The sequence below is a fragment of the Amycolatopsis sp. PSD-21 genome, assembly GCF_055561455.1.
The window spans coordinates 3,741,295-3,760,732 of record NZ_CM145712.1 but is presented as its reverse complement, the minus strand read 5'-3'; the positions used below and the strand labels follow the sequence as shown (position 1 = coordinate 3,760,732).

General features: G+C 68.5%; 27 protein-coding genes. 13 read left to right on the top strand and 14 right to left on the bottom strand.

What is annotated here, in order from left to right:
* Positions 1-72: 72 nt before the first annotated feature.
* The 6 genes from ACZ1DY_RS17840 to ACZ1DY_RS17815 all read right to left on the bottom strand — a co-directional run bounded on the left by ACZ1DY_RS17840 (position 73) and on the right by ACZ1DY_RS17815 (position 6,566).
* Positions 73-1,329 (bottom strand): MFS transporter, encoded by a 1,257-nt coding sequence (locus tag ACZ1DY_RS17840; protein ID WP_465485004.1) that lies wholly within the window; start codon positions 1,327-1,329, stop codon positions 73-75.
* Between the two features lie 6 nt (positions 1,330-1,335).
* Positions 1,336-2,955 (bottom strand): class I tRNA ligase family protein, encoded by a 1,620-nt coding sequence (locus ACZ1DY_RS17835; RefSeq protein WP_465485003.1) that lies wholly within the window; start codon positions 2,953-2,955, stop codon positions 1,336-1,338.
* A 2-nt stretch (positions 2,956-2,957) separates the two neighbouring features.
* Entirely contained in the window at positions 2,958-3,323 is a 366-nt protein-coding gene (locus tag ACZ1DY_RS17830) for a cupin domain-containing protein (protein WP_257487541.1), read from the bottom strand.
* Positions 3,324-3,346: 23 nt separating this feature from the next.
* The gene (locus ACZ1DY_RS17825; protein WP_465485002.1) at positions 3,347-4,660 is read right to left on the bottom strand and encodes a lysine N(6)-hydroxylase/L-ornithine N(5)-oxygenase family protein; all 1,314 of its coding nucleotides are present in this window, start codon (positions 4,658-4,660) and stop codon (positions 3,347-3,349) included.
* A 60-nt stretch (positions 4,661-4,720) separates the two neighbouring features.
* Entirely contained in the window at positions 4,721-5,977 is a 1,257-nt protein-coding gene (locus ACZ1DY_RS17820; protein WP_465485001.1) for an ATP-grasp domain-containing protein, read from the bottom strand.
* Positions 5,978-6,080: 103 nt separating this feature from the next.
* On the bottom strand, positions 6,081-6,566 hold the full coding sequence (locus ACZ1DY_RS17815; protein WP_192745046.1) for a winged helix-turn-helix transcriptional regulator: 486 nt from the start codon (positions 6,564-6,566) through the stop codon (positions 6,081-6,083).
* Positions 6,567-6,660: 94 nt separating this feature from the next.
* Here ACZ1DY_RS17815 and ACZ1DY_RS17810 point away from each other — a divergent pair, with 94 nt between their 5' ends.
* Complete coding sequence (locus ACZ1DY_RS17810; protein ID WP_257487544.1) at positions 6,661-7,209, top strand: dihydrofolate reductase family protein; 549 nt, start codon at positions 6,661-6,663, stop codon at positions 7,207-7,209.
* On the opposite strand, the gene ACZ1DY_RS17805 is transcribed toward ACZ1DY_RS17810, so the two are convergent.
* Positions 7,206-7,550 carry a hypothetical protein gene (locus ACZ1DY_RS17805; RefSeq protein ID WP_257487545.1) on the bottom strand — a complete coding sequence of 115 codons (345 nt, stop codon included), beginning with the start codon at positions 7,548-7,550 and terminating at the stop codon, positions 7,206-7,208. The genes ACZ1DY_RS17810 and ACZ1DY_RS17805 overlap by 4 nt on opposite strands.
* Positions 7,551-7,694: 144 nt before the next feature.
* On the bottom strand, positions 7,695-8,102 hold the full coding sequence (locus ACZ1DY_RS17800) for a VOC family protein (protein WP_465485000.1): 408 nt from the start codon (positions 8,100-8,102) through the stop codon (positions 7,695-7,697).
* 160 nt (positions 8,103-8,262) lie between these two features.
* On the opposite strand from ACZ1DY_RS17800, the gene ACZ1DY_RS17795 reads away from it, so the two are divergent.
* From ACZ1DY_RS17795 to ACZ1DY_RS17785, 3 genes are all read left to right on the top strand, one after another.
* Positions 8,263-8,853, top strand: coding sequence for a GNAT family N-acetyltransferase (locus ACZ1DY_RS17795; protein ID WP_465484999.1), 591 nt, complete (start codon positions 8,263-8,265; stop codon positions 8,851-8,853).
* A gap of 378 nt (positions 8,854-9,231) precedes the next feature.
* Complete coding sequence (locus ACZ1DY_RS17790; RefSeq protein WP_192745050.1) at positions 9,232-9,711, top strand: DUF2975 domain-containing protein; 480 nt, start codon at positions 9,232-9,234, stop codon at positions 9,709-9,711.
* Entirely contained in the window at positions 9,711-9,917 is a 207-nt protein-coding gene (locus tag ACZ1DY_RS17785) for a helix-turn-helix domain-containing protein (RefSeq protein WP_034319648.1), read from the top strand. Before ACZ1DY_RS17790 ends, ACZ1DY_RS17785 begins: the two co-directional genes overlap by 1 nt.
* Here ACZ1DY_RS17785 and ACZ1DY_RS17780 read toward each other — a convergent pair.
* Positions 9,914-11,227, bottom strand: coding sequence for a cytochrome P450 (locus ACZ1DY_RS17780; protein WP_465484998.1), 1,314 nt, complete (start codon positions 11,225-11,227; stop codon positions 9,914-9,916). The two genes, ACZ1DY_RS17785 and ACZ1DY_RS17780, sit on opposite strands and share 4 nt — an antisense overlap.
* A gap of 71 nt (positions 11,228-11,298) precedes the next feature.
* On the opposite strand from ACZ1DY_RS17780, the gene ACZ1DY_RS17775 reads away from it, so the two are divergent.
* A complete protein-coding gene (locus ACZ1DY_RS17775; RefSeq protein ID WP_465484997.1) occupies positions 11,299-11,919 on the top strand; it encodes a UdgX family uracil-DNA binding protein in 621 nt (206 codons plus the stop codon).
* Between the two features lies 1 nt (position 11,920).
* Here ACZ1DY_RS17775 and ACZ1DY_RS17770 read toward each other — a convergent pair whose 3' ends face one another.
* Together ACZ1DY_RS17770 and ACZ1DY_RS17765 are read right to left on the bottom strand one after the other, a co-directional pair.
* Positions 11,921-12,112: a hypothetical protein gene (locus ACZ1DY_RS17770; protein ID WP_126730779.1), complete on the bottom strand. Its 192-nt coding sequence runs from the start codon at positions 12,110-12,112 to the stop codon at positions 11,921-11,923.
* Positions 12,113-12,197: 85 nt separating this feature from the next.
* Positions 12,198-13,160, bottom strand: a complete 963-nt coding sequence (locus tag ACZ1DY_RS17765; protein WP_257487549.1) for a TIGR03557 family F420-dependent LLM class oxidoreductase — start codon at positions 13,158-13,160, stop codon at positions 12,198-12,200.
* A 110-nt stretch (positions 13,161-13,270) separates the two neighbouring features.
* Between ACZ1DY_RS17765 and ACZ1DY_RS17760 the strand changes: the two genes are divergently transcribed.
* The 3 genes from ACZ1DY_RS17760 (at position 13,271) to ACZ1DY_RS17750 (ending at position 14,905) form a co-directional block, all read left to right on the top strand.
* On the top strand, positions 13,271-13,603 hold the full coding sequence (locus tag ACZ1DY_RS17760; protein WP_126730776.1) for a plasmid stabilization protein: 333 nt from the start codon (positions 13,271-13,273) through the stop codon (positions 13,601-13,603).
* 199 nt (positions 13,604-13,802) lie between these two features.
* Positions 13,803-14,120 (top strand): ATP-binding protein, encoded by a 318-nt coding sequence (locus tag ACZ1DY_RS17755; protein WP_225949858.1) that lies wholly within the window; start codon positions 13,803-13,805, stop codon positions 14,118-14,120.
* A complete protein-coding gene (locus ACZ1DY_RS17750; protein ID WP_257487550.1) occupies positions 14,117-14,905 on the top strand; it encodes a SigB/SigF/SigG family RNA polymerase sigma factor in 789 nt (262 codons plus the stop codon). The genes ACZ1DY_RS17755 and ACZ1DY_RS17750 overlap by 4 nt, the downstream gene beginning before the upstream one ends.
* Positions 14,906-15,102: 197 nt before the next feature.
* Here the strand turns inward: ACZ1DY_RS17750 and ACZ1DY_RS17745 are convergent, their stop codons facing one another.
* The 3 genes from ACZ1DY_RS17745 to ACZ1DY_RS17735 form a co-directional block, all read right to left on the bottom strand.
* Entirely contained in the window at positions 15,103-15,432 is a 330-nt protein-coding gene (locus ACZ1DY_RS17745) for a DUF3140 domain-containing protein (RefSeq protein WP_126730770.1), read from the bottom strand.
* Between the two features lie 29 nt (positions 15,433-15,461).
* A complete protein-coding gene (locus tag ACZ1DY_RS17740) occupies positions 15,462-15,923 on the bottom strand; it encodes a hypothetical protein (protein WP_126730769.1) in 462 nt (153 codons plus the stop codon).
* 97 nt (positions 15,924-16,020) lie between these two features.
* Positions 16,021-16,482 (bottom strand): SRPBCC family protein, encoded by a 462-nt coding sequence (locus tag ACZ1DY_RS17735; RefSeq protein WP_465484996.1) that lies wholly within the window; start codon positions 16,480-16,482, stop codon positions 16,021-16,023.
* Positions 16,483-16,618: 136 nt separating this feature from the next.
* Here ACZ1DY_RS17735 and ACZ1DY_RS17730 point away from each other — a divergent pair, with 136 nt between their 5' ends.
* The 5 genes from ACZ1DY_RS17730 to ACZ1DY_RS17710 are packed head-to-tail and all read left to right on the top strand — an operon-like array spanning position 16,619 to position 19,412.
* Positions 16,619-17,032 (top strand): phage holin family protein, encoded by a 414-nt coding sequence (locus ACZ1DY_RS17730; RefSeq protein WP_257487553.1) that lies wholly within the window; start codon positions 16,619-16,621, stop codon positions 17,030-17,032.
* Positions 17,029-17,334, top strand: coding sequence for a DUF3618 domain-containing protein (locus tag ACZ1DY_RS17725; RefSeq protein WP_126730764.1), 306 nt, complete (start codon positions 17,029-17,031; stop codon positions 17,332-17,334). The genes ACZ1DY_RS17730 and ACZ1DY_RS17725 overlap by 4 nt, the downstream gene beginning before the upstream one ends.
* Positions 17,331-17,597, top strand: coding sequence for a DUF4235 domain-containing protein (locus ACZ1DY_RS17720; protein WP_126730762.1), 267 nt, complete (start codon positions 17,331-17,333; stop codon positions 17,595-17,597). The genes ACZ1DY_RS17725 and ACZ1DY_RS17720 overlap by 4 nt, the downstream gene beginning before the upstream one ends.
* 2 nt (positions 17,598-17,599) lie before the next feature.
* Complete coding sequence (locus ACZ1DY_RS17715; protein WP_465484995.1) at positions 17,600-18,895, top strand: NAD(P)/FAD-dependent oxidoreductase; 1,296 nt, start codon at positions 17,600-17,602, stop codon at positions 18,893-18,895.
* 13 nt (positions 18,896-18,908) lie between these two features.
* On the top strand, positions 18,909-19,412 hold the full coding sequence (locus ACZ1DY_RS17710; protein WP_257487555.1) for a hypothetical protein: 504 nt from the start codon (positions 18,909-18,911) through the stop codon (positions 19,410-19,412).
* The last annotated feature ends 26 nt before the right edge of the window (positions 19,413-19,438 follow it).

Below are 19,438 nucleotides of genomic sequence, written 5' to 3'. Positions count from 1 at the left end.
ATCCAGGTTTCCGCTGGGCGTGCGGTCGTGAGGTCCTCGTACCGGGGTTGCTCTCGGCCCGATGGTGACCACTTACGCGGCGGTCGCCTCGAGAACCTCGGCCGGCCGCTTCTCCTGCGCCGACAGCGGTTTCGCCAAGCTGAAGTAGGTGCCGATCACGATCGCACCCTGCAGGATCGCCAGCCCCCAGAAGGCGTAGGGCACCGTCGTCGCGTCCGCCAGTGAGGACAACGCGACCGTCGCGCCGACGCCGAGCCCGAGACCGAGGGCCTGGGTGCCACCGAAGATCCGGCCGACGCGTTCCTCCGGGCTGGCCCGCATCAGCAGCGTGCGGGCCGCGATCCGGCCCTGCGCGAAGCAGAACCCGGCGAACGGGATCGCCGCCATCAACGCGATGTAGTGCAGGGGCTGGATCGCGAGGCAGATCAGGTTGCCGAGCGTGCCGAGCACGGCCAGATGGATGCCCTTGAACCGTTTGCTGACCTTGCCGTACGCGGCGGCGCCGACGATGAACCCGACGCCTGCCAGCGCGTCGACCACGCCGATCATCCACGCGCCCTGGTTGAACGTCTGCAGGATCAACGTCGTCAGGATGACGTTGGCGACCATCAGGCCGATGTTGCCGTTGGCGTACAGCAGCGCGAGCCGCTTGATCGGCTGCCGCACGGGGACCTCGACCGGCACCGACGGGTCGGTGGCCGTGATCTCCTCGACCACCGGGGCCTTGGCGGGTTTGCGGCCGATCGCGTAGACCAGCACGGCCGAGAGGACGAAGCTCAGCGAGTTGAACACGAACAGCGGCGTGGCGCCGAACCAGATCACCAGGAAGCCTGCCAGCGAAGACGCCAGCAGCATCCCGGAGTTGCTCGCCATCTCGAAGTGGGAGTTGAACTTCCCGAGCCGCTCGTCGCGGATCCGTTCCTTGATCAGGCCGTTGCTGGCGGGCATGAACAGCGCCGCGGTGCACGCGAGCATGAAGTTCGCTATGTAGGAGCCGAGGTTCGCCGGGCCGCCGATCCACAGCCACACCGGCAGCGCGAACGCGGTCATCGCGCTCACGAGGTCGGCCGCCACGCACAGCATCCGGCGGTCGACCTTGTCGACCAGCTTCCCGAACATGACCGCGAGCGCGACCTGCGGGATGGACACCGCGATGAACAGCCAGCCGACTGCCAGGGTGGTCTGCTCGGCGTGGAAGACCAGGATCGCGGCGGCGGTGATCTGGAACGCGTTGCCCGCCGTGGTGATGAAGCCCGCCGGGACCAGCAGGCGTTCGGCGAGCCGGGAACTCCGGACCGCGTCGGCGGAAAGGGTGCTGTCGAGTGACATGGGGTCTCAGACCTCGCTCGTCGGAGGGAATTCCAGTGGGGGCACGGTGAAGGACGTGGTGTGCGTGACGTCGAAGGCGTCCGCGGTGATCCGGAGCTCGAAGCCGCCCGCTTCGGCGGCGCGTTCGGCGAGGTCGATCAGGATCGGCGAGGCACAGCCGATCAGCGCCCGCAGTTCGAGGAAGAGGTCACCGAGCCGCGCGCGGAGCATCTCCTGATCGAGGTTGCCCTTCAGCGTGCGTTCCGTCGCCGCGCGCAGGCGTTCGACGTGCTGCACGATCAGATCGGCGGCACGGCTGAGGCTGAAGTCTTCGAGCTCGTAGTTCAAGGCGAACCGGGACACCATCGCCGCGGCGCGTTCCGTGGCTTCGGTCGACACCGGGAGCGAGCCGTTCTCGCCACCGACCTCGGCGGTGAGTTTCGCCAGGGTTTCGGCGAATTCGTTCCAGGGCGCGACCAGCCGCTCCCCCGCGACCTTCTCCAGCGCGGCACGGGAGAAGTTGGTCCGCGCGAACTCCGGAGCGGTGAGGTTGAGGTGGAACCGCGCGATGTCGCGGGGCACCTCGGCCGCCAGGTCGCGGGCCCAGACCACGTGTCCCTTGCTGGTGGAGAACTTCTCGTTCTCCAGCTCGTAGAACTCGTTGACCAGCAAGGTGTCCGGGAGGACGTAGCGGCCTTCGAGGGCCATCAGCTCCGCGACGTGGACGACTCCCCAGGTGAACAGGGGATCGAAACCCATGAACACCACGACCCGCGCGTCGTTCTCCGCGAGCCAGGCGTCGTCGTCGGCGACCTTCGGCTTCCCGTTGCGCCGCAACGCGTACTCGGTGCAGTACATCGAGGCGGGCATGCCCTCGACCCAGGCGTTGAGGCGTTGCCCAGGTGTCTGGAGGAACGGCGCCGGCAGGCCCCACTTCACCGGATACGTGATCGCGAAATCGGGCAACGGCCCGGCGAGCAGTTCCCGCATCAGGCCGAGCACGTGCGGCCGCCACGCGGGACCGCGTTCCTCGTAGTAGGCGAGGAGCTGCTCGCGGTACTCCGAAACCGGGAAGACCATGATCTCGGTTTCGCGGTAGGTCACCTCGTCGGCCGGGTCGAGCACCGAGTACGGCTCGATGAGCGCGTCGAAGTCGATCGGATGCCCGCAGCCCTCGCAGAATCCGCCGCGGCTGTCGGCGAGGCACGTCGGGCAGCCACCGCCGACGAAACCCTCGACCAGGAACTCGCCCTTGCTCTCGCTGTAGGGCAGCCGCACCTTGCGCAGCCGGAGTTTCCCCTTGTCGTACAGGCGTTTGACGTAGTCGTAGACCAGCGCCTTGTAGCCTTCGTCGGTCGGCGAGAAGCCGTCGACCTCGACGCCCATCGCCTTGAACGTGAGCTGGATGTTCTCCGTCGACTGCTCCACCAGTTCGGGCGGTGTCAGCCCGACCCTGGCCGCGCTGGTGACGAGGTAGGTCTGGCTGTCGTCGGTGCAGGAGGCGAACACGGCCTCGCGGCCCGCCGCGCGCAGGTACCGCCGGTGCACGTCGGCACCGAGGTACGGGCCGGCGATATGCCCGATGTGCAGATCCCCGTTGGACGTCGGCGGGCCGCCGATGATCACCACCGGTCGCTGGTCGGTCATGCTCACGCCTCCGCCTCGTGCCGGGCGGCGAACTTCACCGACATGTCCGAGTCCCACCAGATCGCGTACATCTCGAAGTCCTCCGCACCGTCGTTGAGGATGCGGTGCTCGGTGCCGGGCTTGTGGAACTCGATGTCGCCGGGACGGAAGGCGCGGCGCTCTCCCCCGGACTCGACGACCGCCTCGCCGCTGACGGCGATGAAGATCTCGTACTCGTGGTGGGAATGCGCACCCGTCGCGCCGTGCGCCGGCACCGTGACCCAGGCGCCTTCGAACGGCGCGTTCAGCGCCGCCCACGGCAGCAGCCGCTGGCCGTAGGCACCGTTCTCGAAGACCATCTTTTCCCGCTCGAGCGGACGGATCTCCATGACTTCCTCTTCCTTCTCGTGGGTCAGCGGGTGACGGCGATCGGGGCGGTCCCCGAAGTCGGCTGCGGTGGCACCGAAGGGTTCTCGCCGCGGTGGGCGAGGAGGTCCTGCAGGATGTCGTTGGCCCGCGGGGCGAGGACGCTCAGCAGCGAGTCCGCGATCCCGTGCGTGGCCTCGTTGACGCCCTGCAGGTAGACGGCCGCGGTGGCGGGCTGGTCGATCTCCAGCCGGTAGTCGCGGGTCACCTTGATCTCCGACAAGCCGATCGACTTCGCGATCTCCTGGACCGTCCTCGGCATCTCCGGGGAGAAACCGGTGCCGAGCAACACGAGGTCGGTGCGCAGTTCCTGCGTCTCGCCGGTGCGCCGGTCGGTCAGCTCCAGCACGATCTCCTCGCCCTCGTCGCGGGCGTCGGTGATGTCGTTCATCGTGATCATCTTGAGCCGGGAACGGCCGGACAGACGGTCCAGGTAGATCGAGCGGTAGAGCGCGTCCATCGTCCCCGGCGCCAGCCCGGAGTAGTTCGTGTGGTGCATCTCCTTGAGCATCTGCTCGCGTGCTTCCGGCCGCGAGCCGAAGAAGGTGTCCACATGGGACGGGAAGAACAGCTCGTTGTTGAACTTGCTGCTCTCGTAGTAGTTCAGTCCGATCGAACGCATCACCATGGTCGGCTTGCATTCGGGCAGATCGTGCTGCACCGAGCTGAACAGCTCCGCCGCGCTCTGCCCGGCGCCGATCACCGCGACGCGGTACGGAAGGTCCTTGCGCAGCTTCGCGATCCTCGGCAGGTACTGCGTGCTGTGGATGACGCGCTCCTGGTTCACCGTCCGGAGCTGATCCGGGATCCGCGCGTCCCGTCCGGCGCCGACCACCAGGTACCGGCTGCGGATGACCTCGCCGTCGGCGACCCGGGTGTCCCAGCCGGTCAGCGTCCCGTCCGTCCACACGGGAGTGATCTCGCGACATTCCCGGCCACGCTGCAGATCCACCAGTGACAGCGAGTCGGCGGTCCACTTGAGATAGTCGGCGAGCTCCACCCGGTACGGGACGAAACTGCCCATGTTCACGAATTCGTTGAGCCGGTTCGTGGCGTGCAGGTAGTTCAGGAACGAGAAGCGGCTGCGCGGGTTGCGCAGGGTCACCAGGTCCTTGAGGAACGAGACCTGCGACAGCGCCTCCGGCAGGAGCATGCCCCGCTGCCAGGAGACCTCTTCGTCCCGTTCGAGCAGGACCGATTCGCGGGCCAGGCCGGGCGCGAGCTCTTCCAGTGCCACTGCGAGCGCCAGGTTGGACGGTCCTGCTCCGACTGCGAGCAGCTCGACATCACGGTTCGCCATTTGTTTGCTCCGCCATCGTTTGAGAGTGCTGGGAAGGTGTGGTGCGGTGCCGGTGCGCCGTCAGGCGCCGGCGGCCACCGAAGGCAACAGGGGGTGCGCGGTCAGCCGGACCTGGGCCATGGCCTTGTCCAGCACCGCTTCGCAGTCTTCGGGATCGGCGCCCGCGCAGATCACGTACGCGTGCCGCGAGATGAACTCCGCCGGCGGCAGCCGCAGGCGCCCGCCCGGCTCGACGAGCACGTCCGCGGCGAGGATCCCGTTGTTCCGCAAGGTATCCGGAACGGACACGGACTCGACGACACAGTCCTGTTTCGGGTAGCCGAACCGCACGCCGACCCACCGGGGTTCGGCCTCGTGCGGGATGTGCGGACGCATGCCGAGCGCGACGTCGACCGCGGCCGCGCCCGGGTCGACCCCGGTCGCGAATTTGGCGAGCAACGGGATCAGGTCGCCGCCGAGCCTGCCGTTGATCTCCACGATCACCGGCCCGCGTCCGGTGAGCTTGAGCTCGGTATGCGTGATGCCGTACCGGAAGTCGATCGCGCTGTGCGCCCGGGCCAGCGTCGAACGCAGGACCGGGTCGGCGAGCAGTTCGTCCGCGGAGCTGACCAGGTGGCCGAGTTCCTCGAAGTACGGATGCATGCCGACCGTCTTGTGCGCCACGAACATCGGTGTGTACTCGCCGTCCACGACGGCACCGTCCACGCTGATCTCGGGGCCGCTCAGGTATTCCTCGACCAGCGCCCCGCCCTTGTAGGCGGGAGAGCCGCCGAAACTGGCGTCCTCCGCGGTCCGGAACGCCTTCCGCACCGCATCGGCGTCTTCCGCGAGGCTGACGCCGATACTGGCCCCGCCCCCGCGCGGCTTGACCACGACCGGGTACCCGATCCGTTCGGCCACGCGGACGGCCTGCTCGTCGTCGTGCACGAACCCGAAATCGGGCTGCGCGACGCCGGCCGCGGTCAGCGTCCGGCGGCTGAACCACTTGTCACGGCAGCCTTCGATCGCGGAGATCCCGGCACCCGGCACCCCGAGTTCGTCCGCGACATGCGCCGCCGCCACGATCAGCGCCTCGTCCCAGGACACCACACCGAGCACCGGCGTCGTGGCGTGGAGCGCGCGGGCCGCGGCCAGCACGGCGTCCTGGTCCTGTGTGTCCAGCACCGTCGCGCCGGTGATGTAGCGCTCCTGCCAGGTCGGTTCGGTCCCGTTGAACAACCACAAGGGATGCCGGCGCCCGGCCGACGCCAACAGGTACTCCCGGTACGGCCGCATCCCGCAGCCGATCACCAGGACAACACCCTCCGCTGAGCTCATTCCCTCTCCCCACCAGCCCGTCGCTCCGTCGCGGGCTACTACATCCCGGGGGCGGGTTGACCGGAACCCTTGATTCGGGAAGAACAATCAACGGGGCGTGGTGTCAGAGGGCCGCTTCGTAGGCGGCGGCGAGGCGCTGCAGCACGCCGGGGCCGTCCTTCTCCGGTGCCGGCGCGCCGAGGTGGACGACCCGGAGTTCGGCCATGAACTCCGACCACAGTTCCGGCCCGCCCGCGGCGAGCAGTTCGGCCCGGACCCGCAGGCGCTCGGTCGTCGGACGATGCTCGAGACCCCAGGCCCCGAGGTGCGCGAAGACGGGCACCAGCTGGATCGACGCCTCGGTCAGGCTGTACGCGGCCCGTTTACCGGGCCCGGCGTCCTCGCGGGTCAGCAGACCGGCTTTGACCAGCCGCTTCAACCGGTCGGCGAGGATGTTGGACGCGATCCCCTCTTCGGATCCGGCGAGCAGTTCCCGGAAATAGCGCCGGGTGCCGAACATGATGTCCCTCAGCACGAGCAGGCTCCAGCTGTCGCCGAACGCCTCGACCGCGGCGTTGATCGGGCAGCCGGAACGGGCGGGTTCCGCCATCCCTTCACCTCCAACCAGAAGTGGTTGCAATCTACCATCGCTCACTTTATCGTGGGCTGACCGATTGCATATCGCAAGCACCAGGGAGGCCGGGATGCCCGAACCACAGACCGCCGACGGGAAAGTGCTGTGGCATTTCACGATGTCCCTCGACGGCTTCGTCGCGGGCCCGGGGCATGGCATGGACTGGATGACCGGGATCACCGCCAGGCCGGACCTGATCGACGAATACGCCACGACCACCGGCGCCGTCCTCGGCGGCCGCGACGGCTGGGACGCCTACCCCGACCCGAGCGGGATCTACGGCGGCGCCTGGAAAGGCCCGCTGTTCGTCCTGACCCACCACCCCGAAGACGCCACCCCCACGGACGGGGTGACGTTCCTGAACTGCGGCGCGGACGAAGCCGTCCGGATCGGGCTGGAAGCGGCGAACGGGAAGAACCTCGAGGTGTTCTCGCCGGACATCGGCCGCCAGCTGCTCGCGCTGGGGTTGATCGACGAGATCGACCTGCACATCGCGCCGGTCCTGCTCGGCGACGGCGTCCGGCTGTACGACAACCCCGGGGGCGCGCCGATCCACCTGCGCGGACTCGGCCGGGAAGATCCGCGAGGCGTGCTCGACGTCCGCTTCCGGCCTCTCTAGTTCCGGTTCCCGTACGACTGCTCGCACGGATACCCGTCGCGATCGGCGTCCCAGCTCAACGGGCGCCCGGCGTTCACCCAGGCCTCGAACGCGTACGTGTACGAGAATCCCTCGGCCAAGAGGCGCTGGCACGACGTGCGGGAGGGCGCCCGCGTGACCGTCACCGGCGGCTCGACCACGACCACCGAGGTGGCGGGCGGCGCGACGACGGCGGTGGTCGTCGACGGCGGCACGATCTCCCGCACCACCGTGACCGGTGTCCCGGCCGTCGTCGTCCCGCAAGCGCCCAGTACCGCGACGGCACTCGCCGTCATCAGCAGTGCCGTGACCATCCTGTTCATCTGCCCGCCTTCCGGTGAAACCGCCGAACCCTCACGGGAGGAGAACGGCGGTTTCACGGGCGGCATAACGAGTTTCGCGCGATCGGAGCCGCAAGTCCCCGGAAGTCGGGAGCTTCGGCACGGACCGGGCAGGGCCGGAAGACCCTAGGACAGAACGACGTTCACCATCCACGAGATGCCGAACCGGTCGATACAGGCGCCGAATTCGTCGCCCCACATCTGCTTTTCGAAGGGAATCGAAACGGTGCCGTCGGCGGAGAGCTTCTCCCAGTAGCCGCGCAATTCCTCGCCGTCTTCACCACTGAGACTGATCGACACGTTGGTGCCCGGATTGTGCTCCATTCCCGGCGGCGTGTCCGAGGCCATGATCGTGTAGCCGCTCGGGGATTCGAGCTGGCTGTGCATGATCTGGTTCTCCGCCGGCGTTCCGGCCATACCGGACTCGCCGAACGTATTCAGCGTCAATTCTCCGCCGAACACCGACTTGTAGAACTCCATGGCCTGCCGGGCGTCGCCGGCGAAGCTGAGGTAGGGATTGAGACGGGAAGCCACTGGAACGCTCCTTCTGGTCGGGTCACGAGCATCCTGGCAGACGCCTCCCGGCGCGACAACGGCTCGACTACGGCCGGGTGAATTCCTTCGCACGACGAAAATTCAACGCCGTCTGCCGAATGCGGTGAGCGATTTCCCGAATACCCCTTAGGGTCCCCGTATGCCCCCGTTCCGGATCCACCCCGCGACGGCCGACCGGTTCGGCGACGTCGCGACCATCCTCAATCCGAACGGGAACGACCGCGCCTGCTGGTGCCTCGCCTACCGCGCGAAACCCGCGGACTACAGCCGGCTGCGCGGCGACGAACGCGCCGAACACGTCCGCGGCCTCTGCGCGGCGGACCCCGCGCCCGGTGTCCTCGCCTACGACGGCGCCACGCCGGTCGGCTGGTGCGGCGTCGGCCCGCGCGCCCAGCTGCATCGCCTGACGCGTTCCCGCACGATGCCGCCGATCGACGACATTCCGGTGTGGACGGTCATCTGTTTCGTCGTCCGCGCCGGGCATCGCCGCCAGGGTGTGGCGCACGCGCTGCTGGACGGCGCGGTCTCCTACGCCAGGTCGCACGGCGCGCCCGTCGTCGAGGGCTACCCCGTCGATCCGGGTGCGGGACGGATCAACTCCTCCGCGGCGCACGTCGGGACCATCGGGCTGTTCGCCGCCGCGGGGTTCGAACTCGTGGAAGAGACCAAGGCGCGCTCGGACCGGAAGCCGCGCTGGCTGATGCGGCTCGATCTGCGCTCTGGCTCGTGAGCCCCTCGGCCATGTCGCGAAAGCCACTTTCGGGACGTCTGACGTCCCGAAAGTGGCTTTCGCGACATCCTCCGGGGCACCCGGCCGCACCGGCACGCACCCGACTTCCGCGCGGGGTGAGCCGGGGTTGCGAAAGCCACTTTCGCAACGTTGAAGGTTGCGAAAGTGGCTTTCGCAACCCCCACACCACCCACCGCGCCCAGCCACGCGCGACCTCCGCCCGGGGTCGGCGGCGGGGTTGCGAAAGGGGCTTCGACACCCCAAAGGGCCCCACCCCCACGCCAGACGCGGCGAAGGACGCTTTCAGCCCACCACCCCCACACTGAAACTCGATAGCAACCGATTGACTTTCGATAGATAACGCGCGAAACTCGTTGCATGATCACAGGGCAACGGGCGGTCGCGCCTCTCCGAGTGTTCCTCGTGCTGCTGTTCGGGGTCCTCGTCCTCTTCCAGACCATGTCCCTGCCGGGGCAGTTCGCGCATATGGCCCGGCAGGACCCCGAGATGGCGTATCTGCGCTGGCCCGCGACGGCGGTCTCCATCTTCTGGGTGCTGTGCGTCCAGGTCGTGGTCGTCGCCACCTGGCAACTGCTGACGCTGGTCAAGAAGGACCGGATCTTCACCGAGGCGTCCCTGAGATGGGTCGACGCCATCGTCTGGGCGATCCTCGCCGGCTGGGTGGTGCTGGCGGGCGTGTTCCTCTACGTCGGCTTCAACGCCGAAGACCCGGGTCTGCCGCTGCTGCTGTTCCTGGGATTGATCGGCGTGGCCGTGCTGGGCCTGCTCATGGTCGTGATGCGCACGTTGCTGCGGCAGGCCACCACCCTGCGGTCGGACATGGAACAGGTGATCTGATGCCGATCGTCGTCCGCATCGACGTCGAACTGGCCAAACGCAAGATGAGTGTCGGTGAATTCGCCGAACTCGTCGGGCTCACCCCGGCGAACGTGGCGGTGCTCAAGAACGGCCGCGCCAAGGCCGTCCGGTTCAGCACCCTCGAAGCGATGTGCCGGGTGCTCGAATGCCAGCCCGGTGACCTGCTCGAATGGGTCGAAGACTAGGCCACCGAGAACTTCAGGTGGAAGTTGTCGAGTGTCGCGGGCAGCGGCCGCTCCGGCCCGAGGACGGCACCGGAGGCCAGCTCGAAGCGCCGGTCCTTGATCAGGTGCGCCAGCATCGTGCTCGCGCAGAACAGCACGAGATCACGGCCGGGGCAGATGGCCGGTCCGGCGCTGAACGGGACGAGCGCCGGATTGGCCGCCGCGCTGCCGTCCAGCCAGATCCCGGGTTCGAACCGGTCGGCGTAGGGCAGGGATTCGGGGTCACGGTGGAAGAACGGCGTGAAGATCAGCACCGTGGTCCCCGCGGGTCCCCAGGCGGTTTCGGCCGTGCTCTCGCGCAGCAGCGCGGGTGTGGTCGGCCACAGCCGGACCGATTCGAGGGCACAAGCGCGCAGGTAGGGGAACTGACCGGGCACGGTCAGGTCGGCGGCCGCGACCTCCTCGTCGGCACGTTCCCGCACGTCGGGGTGCGTGGCCAGCAGCGCGAGCGCGCGGAAGGTGACGATCCCGGCGGCGTCGAACGCGAAGAGCCAGTGGGCGACCTGGTCCGCGACGACCTCCATCGTCCGCTCGCCCGACGGGCCCGCCGACGCGATGGCTTCGGCGAGGCTCCCCGCCTCCGCCCGTTCCAGATGGCCGATGAGCCGGGTACGGAACTGATCGTGGAGCCGGTCTCGCCGAGGGTGCGCGTACGCCCAGTTCGCGTCCTTCCGCAGCCGGGCGAGCGCGTCGGTGAGGCCGTCGTCGCCCGCCGCGGACTCGCCGAGCGTGACCCGCCGGACCATCCGCCACCAGGCCACGTTGAAGGTGTCCCAGTCCAGCGTGCCGCCGTCCCAGAGCGACGCCGCCTCCTCGGCGATCGCCGCGGCGAAGGGCGCGGCCAGGTCGTGCAGCGGCTTCCCCGGTTCGAGAACTTCTTCGTTGAACGTGCGGCGCGGCGCACGCTCCACCGCGTCGGAGATCAGCACGCCGTGCGGCTGGAAGTGCCCCAGCGCCGCCCGCTTCTCCTTGGTCGACGGGCTGAACGGCACCGGCGCCGCGGCGAGCACCTCGCCGACGTCTTCCCCGGACAACGCCAGGTCGATCGTGCGGCCGGGCACCCGCAAACGCAGCGGGCCGGGACCGTACTGGGAGCGAAGCCGCCCCAGCAGCCGCACGGCGGTGCGGTCGAACTGGAGTTTCTGTGCCGCGGCCATTCCCAGCGGCCGCCGTTTGATCACCCCGCCCGCGAGGGTGGGCAGGACGACCCGCAGCGCGACACGCACGGTGTCCTGGACGGAAGCGGTGGCCGGTTCGGTCGAAATCGCCATACCCGTTGGCTACCCGGCGCGGCGCGCGCGTAACCCGTTTGTCCCACGACCGGGCGGGGAATCCGGCCGCCATGGCGACCAAGGCACCCGGGGCGGATCCGCCGGAAACCGTGGATCTGGACAGGCTTCGTTCGGCGGCGTCCGGCTGCCGCGGCTGCGACCTCTACCGCGACGCCACCCAGACCGTCTTCGGCGAAGGCTCCCGCAAGGCGGAGATCATGGTGGTCGGCGAACAACCCGGCGATCAGGAGGACCGGCAGGGTGCCCCGTTCGTGGGGCCCGCCGGGCGGCTGCTCGACCGGGCCCTCGACGAGGCGGGCTTCGACCGCCGGAAGATCTACGTCACCAACGCGGTCAAGCACTTCAAGTTCAAACGGGACGAACGCGGCAAACGGCGCATCCACAAGACGCCGTCCAAGACCGAGATCGTCGCCTGCCGTCCGTGGCTGCACGCCGAACTCGCCGCGGTCCACCCGGAGCTGCTGATCTTCCTCGGCGCGACGGCGGCGAAGGCGCTGCTGGGCGACGACTTCCGCATCACCCGCAGCCGTGGTGAGCGGATCGACCTCACCGAGTTCGACACCACCGCCGTCGCCACCGTGCACCCGTCGGCGGTGCTGCGCGCGCCGGACCGCGACGAGGCCTATCGGGCCTTCGTCGCGGATCTCGTGGCGGCGCGCGGCGACCGCTGAATCACGCCACTTCGGAGCTGCGGCCGCTGTCGTGCAAGCCCAGCATGTCCAGCAGGGTCGCGCAGTCTTCGGGGCTCCTCGCCCGCGAAGCGACGGCGATGGCCGCCTTGCGCCGGATCGCCTCCTGCTCCGGTGTGTCCTGGCCTTCCGGCAGCAGGTCCGGGACGGGATGGAGTCCGAGTTCGTTGTTCATCTGTCCCCCTTGGCTGTGAAGGATGTGTCGCATTGGTACCCGCGGCTCGCGGGTTTGAACACGGGTGACCCCGATCGGGGGTGAATCAGCTCCGCAGCGCCGGCAGGAGCGTGTCCTGGGCGAAGCGGAGGAAGCCTTCCTGCTGGTCGCCGCCGATCTGGATCAACGCCAGATCGGTGAACCCGGCCGCCTCGAATTCGCCCACCTGTTTCACGATCCGGTCGACGTCCGGCCCGCACGGGATCGCCTCGGCGACGTCCTCGGGTTTGACGAACTGGGTGGCCCCGGCGAACCCCGCGGGTCCCGGCAGTTCGGCGTTGACCTTCCAGCCGCCGGCGAACCAGCGGAACTGCTCGTGCGCGCGCCGGATCGCGGCGTCGCGATCCTCACCCCACGACACCGGCAGCTGGGCGATCTTCCTGCTGGGCGGGCCGAGTTTGGTGGCGTCCCACTCCCGGCTCAGCGCCTCGTCCGGTTCCACCGCGATCATCGCGTCGGCGATCGGCGCGAACCGGGTCACCGACTGCGATCCGGACACCGCGACCGCGATCGGCACCCGCTGCTCGGGCAGGTCCCAGAGTTTCGCGGAGTCCACCCGGAAGTGGTCACCCTTGTAGTTGAAGTAGCCGCCGTCGAACAGTCCGCCGATGATCTGGACCGCTTCGGCGAGCATCTCGTGCCGGACGTTCGCCGGCGGCCAGCCGCGGCCGACGACGTGCTCGTTGAGGTTCTCCCCCGCGCCGAGCCCCAGGGTGAACCGGCCGTCCGACAACGCCTGGACGGTCGCCGCCTTCTGCGCCACCACCGCCGGGTGGTAGCGCATGATCGGGCACGTCACGAAGGTCATCAGTTCCACCCGTTCGGTGCTCTGGGTCACCGCTCCCAGCACGCTCCACGCGTACGGCGAATGCCCCTGCTCGTCCAGCCAGGGCGAAAAGTGGTCGCTCATCACCTCGAAGTCGAAACCCGCCTTCTCGGCCCCGGCGGCGTACTCCACCAGGTCTTTCGGCCCGGCCTGTTCGGTCATGAGGGTGTAGCCGATGCGCATGTGATCCTCCTTCGCGTCGACCCCCGCGTACCCGCCCGGCCCCGGGCTCAACCGGACGTTTATCCGGCGAATCGAACGGGGTACCTGACCGGGGAAAGGAAGGAGCCGCGATGCCGCAGCAGGCTTGGAGCGACAAACGAGAACGTCAGTACGAACACATCAAGGACTCGGCGAAGGAGCGGGGCGCGAGCACCGACCGGGCCGAGGAGATCGCCGCCCGCACGGTCAACAAGAACCGCGCCCAGGCGGGCGAATCCCGGGAAGCGAGCCGCACGTCCCTCGAGGACATGTCCCCTCAGCGGCGGGGTGGCAAGCGGTCGGGGAACCGGCTGGGCCCGAACGGCCCGACCAAGGACCAGCTCTACAACGAAGCGAAACAACGCAACGTCGAGGGCAGGTCGAAGATGTCCAAAAAGGAGCTTCAGCGAGCCCTGGGCCGTTGATCACGCGTCACGCGGCGGAGCACCGCCGCGGTCACCCCACGGCCACGGACGGATGGGTTTCGTAATGGATGCACACGGACGGGGCGGTCTCACCCCCCAGACCCGGTCTCAGTCGGACGGTCTGTCCGACCGGGTCGAACTCCGCCTTCCCGCCGAAGCGGAGCAGATCCCTCTCGTCCGCACGCTCACCCATGGTGTGGTGGCGCGTGCGGACTTCGGCTTGGACGCCATTTCAGACGCGAAGATGGCCGTCGACGAAGCCTGTTCCCAACTTGTCCAGCCCGCTGAACTGGGAGCCGTTCTTTGTTGTGTCTTTCACGAGATACCGGAAGGAATCGCCGTCTCGATCTCGACGCGGACGAACCGGCCTTTCCTGCCGAGCGAGACGACGTTCGGCTGGCACGTCCTGACGACCTTGACCCACTCGGTGCGGGCGCGGTGCGAGCCGATTCCCGGCGAAACAGGGGGCACGACGACGATCGATCTCGTGTTGGCCCCGGGAACGAGCGACGGGTGAGTGGGGAGCGCAAGACTCTCACCCGGCAGGCGGACGACTACGCCCAGTGCGAACCGCTCTTCGAGGAGCTGTCGTCGCTGCCGGAGGATTCCCCGCGCCGCCGGGAGGTGCGCGCCCGCCTCGTCACCGAACTCCTGCCACTCGCCGAGCACATCGCCACCAGGTTCTCCGGACGGGGTGAGCCTCGCGAAGACCTGGTCCAGGTGGCGCGGATCGGCCTGATCAACGCGGTCGACCGATTCGATCCCGGCCGCGGGCACGACTTCCTCTCGTTCGCCGTGCCCACCATCATGGGCGAGGTCCGGCGGCATTTCCGGGACACCGGCTGGTCGGTCCGGGTACCGAGGCGGCTCAAGGAACTCCACGTCTCGCTCAGCCAGGGCACCGCCGCGCTGTCCCAGCGGCTCGGCCGCGCGCCGACTCCGACCGAGCTCGCCGAACACCTCGGGCTCGAAGTCAACGAGGTGCGGGAAGGACTGCTCGCCGGCCAGGCGTACCAGACGTTGTCGGTCGACAAACCGGTCCACGACAACGCCACCGAGGCCCTCTCGCTCGCCGACACAATCGGCGAGGAAGACCACGAGATGGCGCTGGTGGAGAACCACGAGGCGCTGCAACCGCTCCTGCGGGAGCTCCCGAAGCGGGAACGCGCGATCCTCGTGATGCGGTTCTTCGGGGGTTACACCCAGACGCAGATCGCGGAACGGATCGGCATCTCGCAGATGCACGTTTCGCGTCTCCTGTCGCAGACGCTGGACCAGCTGCGCGGGAAGCTCTCGGAGTAGCGGCCGCCTTCCAGGCGTAACTCGCGTGATCGAACACGTAACTCGCGTGATTGAAGGCGTAACTCTCACATACGGCCTCAATCACGCGAGTTACGCCTGCGATCACGCGAGTTACGTGTTCGATCACAGAACCAGAAGTACGTGAAGGCCCCCTTCACCGCGTCCAGCGCGGTGAAGGGGGCCTTCACGTACCTCGGTCACACGGGTTTCAGCGGATCGTGCCCCATCGACATCAGCTTGTGCCGCCAGTGCGCCTCGCCCGCGACCGGTTCGAGGTCGTCACGCCGCTGGTCCCCGACCCGCCGGACGACCGAGCGCATCACCCGTTCGTCCTCGGCGGTGAGGTCGGTCCTGCGCTTGCCGAGGATGCCCAGCACATGCCGCCCGGTCGGCGTACCCGCCTGGTCCGGCAAGGCTTCGTCCTCGTCGTCGGCCGACCTCGTGCGCAGCCAGTCGGCCAGTTCCCGCGAGGTCATGTTGACCACGCGATGGAACTCGTCCCACAGTTCGTCATCGATCTCGTGCACGGCGAAACCTCCTGCCAGCACTCGATTTCTTACGGCGTCGTGTACGGCGCCCGCTGTTCGATGGACGGGCTCGCGGCCGGGTAACGGCCGTCCTGCCCGGGCACCGGCGTCACCGTCGTGCCCTGTTGCTCGGGCTCGACGCGCCTCGGCCGGTTGATGACCGCTTCGGCCTCCTGCTCACCACGGATCCGCGAAAGCACGCTGAGCGTGATCGCGTGGGCGACGGCCAGCACCAGCAGCAGGACACCCAGCCTGCCCACCACGCCAGGAAGGTCGCTGCCCCCGATGTCGACGGTCGACAGCAACGCCAGGACGCCCAGCGTCGCGAGATGGAACAACACCGTCACGAGCCACGTCATGGAAGCGCCCGCGGCCGGATCGCCGTGGGAACCCCGCAGGTAGCGCTTGCCGCTCTGGTAAATGATCAGACCGTCGAGCATGACCAGCGCCACCCCGATGACGAGGAAGGCCACGTATGCGTTGGTAGTCATGCCGGAACGCTCCCTTCGTTATGGACCTCACCCCAAGAGATACCCGGGACCTCCCCCGGGAAAACGCCGTCTTCCAGGGGAGGTCCCGGGTCACCGGTCAGCTGCCGGGACGGTCCACGTCACCGCGCCAGGCGCCGGACTCGTGGCCACGGCTCTCGATGAACTCCTTGAACCGCTTCATGTCGCCCTTGACCCGGCGGTCGAGCACGCCGAGCTTGTCGGCGACGTTCTCGGCGAAGCCTTCCGGATCGATCTCCATCTGCGCCGTGACCCGGGTCTTGTTGTCGCTCAGGCGATGGAACGTGATGACGCCCGCGTGGTCGGGACCGGAGTCCGACGTCCACGCGACGCGCTCGTCGGGATGTTGTTCGGTGATCGTCGCGTCGAATTCCCGGCTCACCCCACCGAATTTGGTCACCCAGTGGGTGTGGGTCGCGTCGATCTGACGGATCTCCTCGACCCCTTCCATGAACTGCGGGAAGCTCTCGAACTGAGTCCACTGGTTGTACGCGGTCTTCACCGGGACTTCGACGTCCACCATTTCGGTGATCGTGCTCATGCATCCTCCTGTCGGTTGGGTGCTTTTCGAACCGGTACTCCCCGGCTACCCGGCGCTCAGCGGGGCGAAACACGCTGTGATTGACCGGCCGGGTCGCCGGGTACCCGCCGGGCAGAACGCTCCGAGGAGGTGCCCCATGATCGAAGAGACCCACCGGAAGCCGGCCGCAGAGAAGTCGGTCGGCGAACTGGTTTCCGATCTCAGCGACGAGGTCAAACACCTCGTCCGCGACGAGATGCGGCTGGCAGTGTTCGAGTTGCAGCGCAAAGGGAAGAAGATGGGCTTCGGTGCCGGATTGTTCGGCGCCGCCGGTGTTTTCGCGCTTTTCGGGCTGGCGACCCTGATCGCCGCGGTGGTGCTGGCCCTCGCGCTGGTGATGCCCGCCTGGCTGGCGGCCGTGGTGACGGGCGCGGCCCTGCTCCTGATCGCCGGCCTTTCGGCCGTCGTCGGCAAGAAGGAGGTCTCCAGCGCGACCCCGCCGGTGCCGGAAGAGGCCATCGAAGGTGTCCGTGAGGACGTCGACACCGTCAAGCAAGGAGTGCGGTCATGACCGATTTCCCCAAGAACGCCGAAGAGGCCCGCGCCGATCGCGACGTGACGCGGGAGGAACTCACCGAGACCCTTGACGCGCTGGGCAAGAAGATGGACGTCAAGGCGAGGGTCAACGACAACCTCGACGCCAAGGTCGACGAGGCGAGCGCCAAGATCTCCGAGAAGGTCTCCGAGCCCGCGGCGCAGAAGTTCCGTCAGGGCACCGAAGTCGTCCGCGCGAACCCCGTGCCGATCTTCGCCGGGCTCCTGGCGTTGCTCGTCACCATCCGGCTGATCATGCGAAAGAGGTCTTCATCGTGAACAAGGTTCTCTACAAACCGCTCAGCATGGTCGTGAGCGCCGCGGGCGGTGTGCTCGCCGGGATCGCGTTCAAGCAGATCTGGAAACGCGTGAGCGGCGACGAAGAAGCACCGGAGGCCACCGACCGGGACTTCACCTGGACCCAGGTGATCGTCGCGGCCGCCGCGCAGGGCGCGATCTTCGGCGCGGTGAAGGCCGCCACCGAACGGGCGGGCGCGGTCGGCTACCGCAAGGCGACCGGCGACTGGCCCACGGAGGACTGACCATGCGCGTGGTGATCGTCGGAGGCGGGTTCGCCGGCTACAACGCGGCCAAGACCCTCCTCAAGTCGGTCGGCGACGACACGGAAGTCGTCGTGCTGAACCCGACCGACTACTTCCTCTACCTCCCCCTGCTCCCCGAAGTCGCCGCCGGGATCCTCGAACCGCGGCGGATTTCGGTGTCCATCCCCGGCACGTTGCGCGGTGTGCGACTCGTGCTCGGCACCGCCAAGTCCGTCGATTTCGACGACCGCAGCGTGAGCTACACCGACCCCGAGGGCCGCGAACACTCCCTCGGCTACGACCGTCTCGTCCTCGCCGCGGGCAGCGTCAACAAGCTGCTGCCGATCCCTGGCGTGCCCGAGTACGCCCACGGCTTCCGCGGGCTGCCCGAAGCCCTCTACCTGCGGGACCACGTCACCCGGCAGATAGAACTCGCCGCCTCGGCGCAGGATCCGGCCGAACGCGACGCGCGCTGCACGTTCGTCGTGGTCGGCGCCGGCTACACCGGTACGGAGGTCGCCGCGCAAGGACCCGCGTTCACCGCCGCGCTCGCCGCCCGGCATCCCGAGCTGAAGGACCAGAAGATCCGGTGGCTGCTGCTGGACGTCGCCGAGCGGGTCCTGCCGGAACTCGACCGGCGGCTCGGCGCCACGGCGGACGAGGTGCTGCGTGAACGCGGCGTCGAGGTGCTGATGAAGACGTCGATCGACGACGCCGGTGAAAAGGGCGTCACGCTGACCTCCGGTGAATCCGTGCCCACGCACACCCTGGTGTGGTGCGTCGGTGTCCGGCCGGATCCGCTGATCGAGGACCTGGGGCTGAAGACGGCCAAGGGACGGCTCGTCGTGACGGCGCAGCTGAACGTTCCGGGACGGCGCGACGTCTACGCGTGCGGAGACGCGGCCGCCGTCCCCGATCTGACCCGGCCCGGCGAATACACGCCGATGACGGCCCAGCACGCCGAACGGCAGGGCAAACTCGCCGGGCGGAACGTCGCCGCGTCCCTCGGGCACGGCTCGCACGGCACCTACCGGCACCACGACCTCGGCTTCGTCGTCGACCTCGGCGCCCGCCGGGCCGCGGCGAACCCCTTGCACATCCCGCTTTCCGGGTTCGCCGCCAAGGCGGTGACCCGCGGCTACCACCTGCTGGCCATGCCGGGAAACCGGCTGCGCACCGCCACCGACTGGGCGCTCGAAGCGGTGACGAAGCGGCAGACAGTCCAATTAGGACTCGTACGATCGGGTTCGGTGCCGCTGGACACGGATTCCCCCGAACTCCCCCGCACGAACTGCTAGAGGAGAGACGCCCATGACCACCGAATCCGATCCCGTCCGCGCCGAAGGCCCCTCGGTCGTCACCGACGGCGGCTCCGAGGGGGCGAAGCTACTGGTCCTCGACCCGGCGGGCGAGGGCAAACACGGCGAACTCCCGGCGACGTGGCGCCCGCTCGCGGCCCAGCGTCAGATCATCTGGTGCAGGCTGCCGGTCGACGGCGCGCTCAGCCAGGCCGAAGACGTGCTCGGTGACGCGGAACCCGGTGGCCCGCCGATCGACGTCGTGGCCGCCGGCGACGCGGCCGCGGACGCGCTGCGGCTGGCCGAACGCCATCCCGGCTCCGCGTCCCATGTCCTGCTGGTCGACCCGGTGCCGGACGAATCGTCCGACCTCGCCGAACGGGTGCGTTCGGCCGGGACCGCGGTGGACGTGCTCCCCCACAGCACCGGTGAGCCGTACAACCGGGTGCCGCCGCCGCTGCCGCTCGGACATCCGGACGTCGTCGCCGGGATCACCAAGATCCTCGAGGACGTTTAGCCGCCGGAGGGCGGCGGTATCCGGCG

Bases quoted from the DNA above. Each gene is read 5' to 3' on its own strand.
- ACZ1DY_RS17840 (WP_465485004.1), bottom strand. From the start codon at position 1,329: ATGTCACTCGACAGCACCCTTTCCGCCGACGCGGTCCGGAGTTCCCGG.
- ACZ1DY_RS17835 (WP_465485003.1), bottom strand. From the start codon at position 2,955: ATGACCGACCAGCGACCGGTGGTGATCATCGGCGGCCCGCCGACGTCC.
- ACZ1DY_RS17830 (WP_257487541.1), bottom strand. From the start codon at position 3,323: ATGGAGATCCGTCCGCTCGAGCGGGAAAAGATGGTCTTCGAGAACGGT.
- ACZ1DY_RS17825 (WP_465485002.1), bottom strand. From the start codon at position 4,660: ATGGCGAACCGTGATGTCGAGCTGCTCGCAGTCGGAGCAGGACCGTCC.
- ACZ1DY_RS17820 (WP_465485001.1), bottom strand. From the start codon at position 5,977: ATGAGCTCAGCGGAGGGTGTTGTCCTGGTGATCGGCTGCGGGATGCGG.
- ACZ1DY_RS17815 (WP_192745046.1), bottom strand. From the start codon at position 6,566: ATGGCGGAACCCGCCCGTTCCGGCTGCCCGATCAACGCCGCGGTCGAG.
- ACZ1DY_RS17810 (WP_257487544.1), top strand. From the start codon at position 6,661: ATGCCCGAACCACAGACCGCCGACGGGAAAGTGCTGTGGCATTTCACG.
- ACZ1DY_RS17805 (WP_257487545.1), bottom strand. From the start codon at position 7,550: ATGAACAGGATGGTCACGGCACTGCTGATGACGGCGAGTGCCGTCGCG.
- ACZ1DY_RS17795 (WP_465484999.1), top strand. From the start codon at position 8,263: ATGCCCCCGTTCCGGATCCACCCCGCGACGGCCGACCGGTTCGGCGAC.
- ACZ1DY_RS17790 (WP_192745050.1), top strand. From the start codon at position 9,232: ATGATCACAGGGCAACGGGCGGTCGCGCCTCTCCGAGTGTTCCTCGTG.
- ACZ1DY_RS17785 (WP_034319648.1), top strand. From the start codon at position 9,711: ATGCCGATCGTCGTCCGCATCGACGTCGAACTGGCCAAACGCAAGATG.
- ACZ1DY_RS17780 (WP_465484998.1), bottom strand. From the start codon at position 11,227: ATGGCGATTTCGACCGAACCGGCCACCGCTTCCGTCCAGGACACCGTG.
- ACZ1DY_RS17775 (WP_465484997.1), top strand. From the start codon at position 11,299: ATGGCGACCAAGGCACCCGGGGCGGATCCGCCGGAAACCGTGGATCTG.
- ACZ1DY_RS17770 (WP_126730779.1), bottom strand. From the start codon at position 12,112: ATGAACAACGAACTCGGACTCCATCCCGTCCCGGACCTGCTGCCGGAA.
- ACZ1DY_RS17765 (WP_257487549.1), bottom strand. From the start codon at position 13,160: ATGCGCATCGGCTACACCCTCATGACCGAACAGGCCGGGCCGAAAGAC.
- ACZ1DY_RS17760 (WP_126730776.1), top strand. From the start codon at position 13,271: ATGCCGCAGCAGGCTTGGAGCGACAAACGAGAACGTCAGTACGAACAC.
- ACZ1DY_RS17740 (WP_126730769.1), bottom strand. From the start codon at position 15,923: ATGACTACCAACGCATACGTGGCCTTCCTCGTCATCGGGGTGGCGCTG.
- ACZ1DY_RS17735 (WP_465484996.1), bottom strand. From the start codon at position 16,482: ATGAGCACGATCACCGAAATGGTGGACGTCGAAGTCCCGGTGAAGACC.
- ACZ1DY_RS17730 (WP_257487553.1), top strand. From the start codon at position 16,619: ATGATCGAAGAGACCCACCGGAAGCCGGCCGCAGAGAAGTCGGTCGGC.
- ACZ1DY_RS17725 (WP_126730764.1), top strand. From the start codon at position 17,029: ATGACCGATTTCCCCAAGAACGCCGAAGAGGCCCGCGCCGATCGCGAC.
- ACZ1DY_RS17715 (WP_465484995.1), top strand. From the start codon at position 17,600: ATGCGCGTGGTGATCGTCGGAGGCGGGTTCGCCGGCTACAACGCGGCC.
- ACZ1DY_RS17710 (WP_257487555.1), top strand. From the start codon at position 18,909: ATGACCACCGAATCCGATCCCGTCCGCGCCGAAGGCCCCTCGGTCGTC.